Source organism: Gordonibacter pamelaeae 7-10-1-b, from assembly GCF_000210055.1.
Lineage (GTDB): Bacteria > Actinomycetota > Coriobacteriia > Coriobacteriales > Eggerthellaceae > Gordonibacter > Gordonibacter pamelaeae.
Genome location: NC_021021.1, coordinates 1,116,519 through 1,122,180, shown reverse-complemented (window position 1 = coordinate 1,122,180; position 5,662 = coordinate 1,116,519). Strand labels below are relative to the sequence as shown.

Sequence of the window (5,662 nt, the reverse complement as noted above, 5' to 3'; positions counted from 1 at the left end):
GGGCGGCCGGTCGCGATGCGCCCGATGCCCCCAGCCCGCCGCTGCCGAAACCGCCCACATTCCCCACGTGCCCGCCGCAGGAATCGGGTTTGCCCCCGGCGTAGGTGCCGCCGCCCGGCATTGCGTTGCGGCGCTGGGCGTTGCGCGCGCCGACGCGGCTGGGTTTCGCGTGGTGGGCATGTGTTGATCTGCGGGTTACCATGGTGGATATTGTGTCATTTCCCGCACAGGTTCCAGCTGCTTCAGGGGTAATTGCTACAATAAACGCAAACACGACCTGAACGCTCGGAGCGGAGCGCGTATGGGATACGCGGCCAGGTGGGATCCGAGCCGGTGACGACTTGAGGTGGTATCCATGAGCAACGAGACGCGACGTATACTGCTTGTTGAAGACGAGAAGGCCATCCGTGACGCGGTGACGGCCTATCTCGAGCGCGAGAACTACTGGGTGACGGCGGTCGGAGACGGCCAGGAGGCCCTTGAGGAGTTCTCGAAGCACCACTTCGACCTGGTGATCCTGGATCTCATGCTGCCCCGCGTGCCGGGCGAGCGCGTCTGCCGCGCCATCCGCGACAACTCCGACGTGCCCATCATCATGCTCACCGCCAAGGGCGAGGTGGAGGATCGCATCATCGGTCTGGAGCTGGGCGCCGACGACTACCTGGTGAAGCCCTTCAGCCCCCGCGAGCTCGTGGCCCGCGCCCGTGCCCTGCTGCGCCGCGTGCACGCCGACAGCGAGCCGCAGCGCGAGGTGCTGGAGTTCGGCGAGCTCACCATCGACGTGTCGGGCCACAAGGTGCTCGTCAACGGCGAGGAGATCGACCTCACGGCCAGCGAGTTCAAGCTGCTCACCACGCTGTCGCGCTACCCTGGCCGCGTGTACTCGCGCATGGAGCTGGTGGAGAAGGTGCTCGGCTACGACTTCGAAGGCTACGAGCGCACCATCGACAGCCACGTGAAGAACCTGCGCGCGAAGATCGGCGACAACCCGCGCAGCCCGAAGTGGCTGCACACCGTGCACGGCGTGGGCTACCGCTTCGAAGACCCGACCAAAGTCCAGCAGTAAGCACCGCGTGAGCGCCTCGAGCGTGATCGCATAACCGTGCAGGAGGAGCGAAGCGTGCAAGACTCGGCGACGACCGGACCCATTGGCAAGGCGGGCGCGGACGACGCCGGTGCGGGCAAGCGCAAGCGTCCGGGCTGGGACAACCTGTCGTACACGACGCGCGTGACGGCGGCGTTCGCCTTCATCGCGGCCATGACCGCGCTCGTGGCCATCGGCGTGGTGTCGTTCGTGTGGGAGCAGCACTTCCAAACGTACACGCGCGAGAACATGGTGTCCACGGCCGAGTCCGTGGCCAACGACATCGCGGCGAACTACGAGAAATCGGGTACGTTCGACGCACAGACGCTCGCACCCGCCCGCTACATGGTCAACGTCACGCCGAGCATCGGCATGCGCGTCGTGGACAACACGGTGCCTGCGAACACCGACCAGTCGGTGGTGTTCGACTCCACGCTCGTCGAAAACGGCGAGGACGCCGCCGGCGGCGTGTCGCTCGTGCCCAAGCACGCCAAGCCCGAGCAGATGGTCACGGTGCCCATCGAGGTGAAGAGCCCCGACAACGAGATGACCCAGGCCGTGGGCTCGGTGAGCGTGTGGGTGCTCGGCTCCGACACGCTGTTGCGCTCCACCGACGAGGAGTTCCGCAACAAGTCCTACCAGGCCATGTTCTTCGCGGCGGCCATGGCCATCCTGTTGGCCTCGTGCATCGGCTTCCTGTTCGCCCGCAACCTGGTGGGCCCCATCAACCGCATGACCAAGACGGCTAAGGCCATCAAGGAGGGCGACCTGTCCGCCCGCACCGATCTGCACGGCGAAGACGAGATCGCCCGTTTGGGCGAGACCTTCGACGAGATGGCCGACTCGGTGGAGAAGGACCGCGAGCTGGAGCGGCGCCTGACCACCGACGTGGCGCACGAGCTGCGCACGCCGCTCATGGCCATCCAGTCCACCGTGGAGGCCATGGTGGACGGCGTGTTCGAGGCCGACCCCGAGCACCTGGAGACGGTGAACTCGGAGGTGCAGCGCTTGAGCCGCCTGGTGGACTCCCTGCTGAAGCTCTCGCGCCTGGAGAACCGCGCGAACCCCATGAAGGAGGAGGTCGTGGACGTGGGCCAGCTCATCAGCGGCATCATCGCCACGCACGATGCCTTCGTCACCGACTCGGGCCTGACGCTGGAGTACCAGGCCGACGAGGGGGTGCGCGTGCTGGGCGACGCCGATATGATACGCCAGGCCACGGCCAACCTCATCTCGAACGCCGTGCGCTACACGCCCGAGGGCGGGCACATCACCGTGCAAGTGAAGCGGGGCGATCTCATGGCATCCATCGCGGTGCGCGACACGGGAATCGGCCTGACGCCCGAGGAGTGCAAGATGGTGTTCTCGCGCTTCTGGCGCGCCGACGCCGGACGCAACCGCGAGAGCGGCGGCTTGGGCATCGGCCTGGCCGTGGTGAAGGAGATCGTCGATCGCCACGGCGGCTGGGTGCAGGTGGAGGGCCGCAAGGACGAAGGCGCCTGCTTCACCATCCACATCCCGCTGTACGACGAGGGCCGCACGCCCAAGGCGCGCCAGCAGAAACCCAAGCAGACAAAGGTGCCGAAGGCTGCGAAGGGCAAAGAAAAACAGCGCCCGAAGGGGCACAGATAGCCAAACTGCGCGATAATGAAGCGCGCATGAAAAACGCCGCCGCCCGAGGAGAGCGCCCGGCGTGTCGATGAAAGGACAGAGCAGCAATGACCGGAATGGACATCAAGCCCGACGCACAAGGTAAAGTGCGCGACCTCTACGACCTGGGGGACAAGCTCTTGCTGGTGGCGACGGACCGCATCTCCGCGTTCGACTACATTCTGGAGGACGAGATCCCGCACAAGGGAGCGGTGCTCACGCAGCTGTCGTGCTTCTGGTTCGAGCTTCTGGACGGCGTGGTGGAGAACCACCTGATATCCGCCGACGTGGCCGACCTGCCCGAGCAGTTCCGCCCTTACGCCGACTACCTGCGCGGTCGCTTCATGCTGGTGAAGAAGGCCGACATGTTCCCCGCCGAGTGCATCGTGCGCGGCTACCTGGCCGGCAGCGGCCTCAAGGAGTACCAGAAGCAGGGCACGGTGTGCGGCATCGAGCTGCCCGAGGGCCTGGTGAACTCCTCGAAGCTGCCCGAGCCCATCTTCACGCCGTCCACGAAGGCCGAGATCGGCGACCATGACGAAAACATCAGCTTCGAGCGCCTGGTGGAGATCATCGGCGAGGACGATGCCTCGCAGCTGCGCGACCTCGCGCTCAAGGTGTACACCACGGCGCGCGACCATGCGGCCGAGCGCGGCGTGATCATCGCCGACACGAAGTTCGAGTTCGGGCGCCTGAACGGCCAGATCATTTTGGCTGACGAGGTGCTGACGCCCGATTCGTCCCGCTTCTGGCCGGGCGACGAGTACGCCGAAGGCAAGGACCAGCCCAGTTTCGACAAGCAGTTCGTGCGCGACTGGCTCACCGCCAACTGGGACCGCCAGGGCAACCCGCCCCGCCTGCCCCAGGACATCATCGACAAGACGAGCGAGAAGTACATCCAGGCCTACGAACGTATCACCGGACGCAAGTTCGCGTACTAAAGGAGTGTCAGTCGAGCGGAATGCGTGCGGCCAAAGGGGCTGCGCGCATTCCGTCGTTGAAGGAGCAACAACCCATGTCCCAACGCAACCCCATGAACGACCGTTACCAGACCGACGAGCACCGCGGTCAGACGCGCAAGAGCGCAGCGGCCATGAAGCCGAAGTCTAAGGCGGCCGCGTCGGTGCGCGTGCAGCCCAAGGAGAAGACGAAGCAGCAGAAGAAGGCCGAGAAGAAGGTGGCCCGGCAGAAGCAGGGCGAGCTCGACCGCAAGTACTACAATCCGCCCACGCCGCAGTACAAGCGCCTGCGCAAGATATGGTGGGCGCTGCTCATCGGCGCTATCGCCGCGACGGCGCTGTCCTGGATCGGCCGTTCGTGGTTCCCCGACGCCGTGAGCTACGTCATGCTGGGCGCGGCCTACGTCTGCATCATCGGCGCCCTGTACGTGGACTTCTCGAAGATCCGCAAGGTGCGCCGCGCCTACCAGGAGGAGATGGAAGGCCGCAAGTCCAAGGAGCAGCGCGCCCTGGAGAAGCAGCAGAAGGCCGCCCAGAAAGCGCAGCAGATCGAAGGTGCCGAGGCTTCCGCCGAGGAGGAGAAGCCGAAGAAGCGCAGCCTGTTCGGCAGCGGCTTCCGTCTGTCGAAGGCCGAGCAGGCCAAGGCCGAGAAGCAGGAGGCCGAGGCGGCCGATGCCGCCAAGGGCCAGTCCCCTAAGGGTTCGAAAAAGTAAGGGAGAGTCTTCATGGTTTCTCGCGTGTATGTGGAGAAGAAGCCCGGCTTCGACGTGGAGGCGCAGCAGCTCGCCCACGAGCTGCGCGACATATTGGGAATCGAGCGGCTCGAAGGCTTGCGCCTGGTGAACCGCTACGATGTGGAGGGAATCACGGGCGAGCTGTTCGCCCAGTGCGTGCCCACGGTGTTCAGCGAGCCGCAGTCCGACGTGGCGACGCTCGAGATGCCGGCCGCGGACGGCGCGGCGGTGTTCGCGGTGGAGTACCTGCCGGGGCAGTTCGACCAGCGTGCCGACTCGGCCAGCGAGTGCATCCAGCTCATCAGCCAGGGCGAGCGCCCCGAGGTGCGCAGCGCGAAGGTGTACATGCTGGAGGGCGCGCTCGCCGATGACGACGTGGCCGCCATCAAGCATTACGTGATCAACCCCATCGAGGCGCGCGAGGCGTCGCTCGAGCCGCGTGAGACGCTGCACATGGAGCAGCCCGTGCCGCCCATGGTGGAGACGGTGGAGGGCTTCCTCGATCTGGACGAGGCGGGGCTCGCGGCGTTCATTGCCGACCGCGGCTTGGCCATGGATCTGGCCGACCTCGCGTTCTGCCAGCGCTACTTCGCGGAGGAGGGGCGCAACCCTACCATCACCGAGATCAAGATGATCGACACCTATTGGTCCGACCACTGCCGCCACACCACATTCGGCACCGTGCTGGACGACGTGCGGATCGACGACGAGGCCGTGCGCGCCGCCTTCGAGAAGTACCTGGCCATGCGCCATGAGCTCGGCCGCGACGAGAAGCCGGTGTGCCTCATGGACATGGGCACCATCGGCGCGCGCTGGCTGAAGGCGAAGGGCATCCTCACCGGGCTCGACGAGTCCGAGGAGATCAACGCCTGCACCGTGAAGGTGAAGGTGGACGTGGACGGCGAGGAGCAGGACTGGCTGTACCTCTTCAAGAACGAGACGCACAACCATCCCACCGAGATCGAGCCGTTCGGCGGCGCGGCCACCTGCGTAGGCGGGGCTATTCGCGACCCGCTTTCCGGGCGCAGCTACGTGTACCAGGCCATGCGCCTGACCGGCGCGGCCGACCCGCTCGTGCCCGTGAGCGAGACGCTGCCCGGCAAGCTGCCGCAGCGCAAGCTGGTGACCACGGCGGCGGCGGGCTATTCGTCATACGGCAACCAGATCGGCCTGGCAACCGGCCAGGTGAACGAGCTGTACCATCCCGGCTACGCCGCCAAGCGCATGGAGATCGG

At 66.0% G+C, this 5,662-nt stretch carries 4 protein-coding genes and 1 pseudogene; all 5 read left to right on the top strand.

Features of this window, described 5'->3' with window-relative positions; all coding sequences use genetic code 11:
• The first annotated feature begins 355 nt into the window (after window positions 1-355).
• On the top strand, window positions 356-1,066 hold the full coding sequence (locus GPA_RS05230) for a response regulator transcription factor (protein WP_015539178.1): 711 nt from the start codon (window positions 356-358) through the stop codon (window positions 1,064-1,066).
• 54 nt (window positions 1,067-1,120) lie between these two features.
• The gene (locus tag GPA_RS05225) at window positions 1,121-2,716 is read left to right on the top strand and encodes a HAMP domain-containing sensor histidine kinase (protein WP_227154827.1); all 1,596 of its coding nucleotides are present in this window, start codon (window positions 1,121-1,123) and stop codon (window positions 2,714-2,716) included.
• An 86-nt stretch (window positions 2,717-2,802) separates the two neighbouring features.
• Entirely contained in the window at window positions 2,803-3,675 is an 873-nt protein-coding gene (locus GPA_RS05220; RefSeq protein WP_041239141.1) for a phosphoribosylaminoimidazolesuccinocarboxamide synthase, read from the top strand.
• Between the two features lie 74 nt (window positions 3,676-3,749).
• Window positions 3,750-4,406, top strand: a complete 657-nt coding sequence (locus tag GPA_RS05215; RefSeq protein ID WP_049784021.1) for a hypothetical protein — start codon at window positions 3,750-3,752, stop codon at window positions 4,404-4,406.
• A gap of 12 nt (window positions 4,407-4,418) precedes the next feature.
• Window positions 4,419-5,662 (top strand): annotated as a pseudogene (locus GPA_RS05210) (phosphoribosylformylglycinamidine synthase); the annotation flags it as partial.

Bases quoted from the DNA above. Each gene is read 5' to 3' on its own strand.
- GPA_RS05220 (WP_041239141.1), top strand. From the start codon at position 2,803: ATGACCGGAATGGACATCAAGCCCGACGCACAAGGTAAAGTGCGCGAC.
- GPA_RS05215 (WP_049784021.1), top strand. From the start codon at position 3,750: ATGTCCCAACGCAACCCCATGAACGACCGTTACCAGACCGACGAGCAC.
- GPA_RS05230 (WP_015539178.1), top strand. From the start codon at position 356: ATGAGCAACGAGACGCGACGTATACTGCTTGTTGAAGACGAGAAGGCC.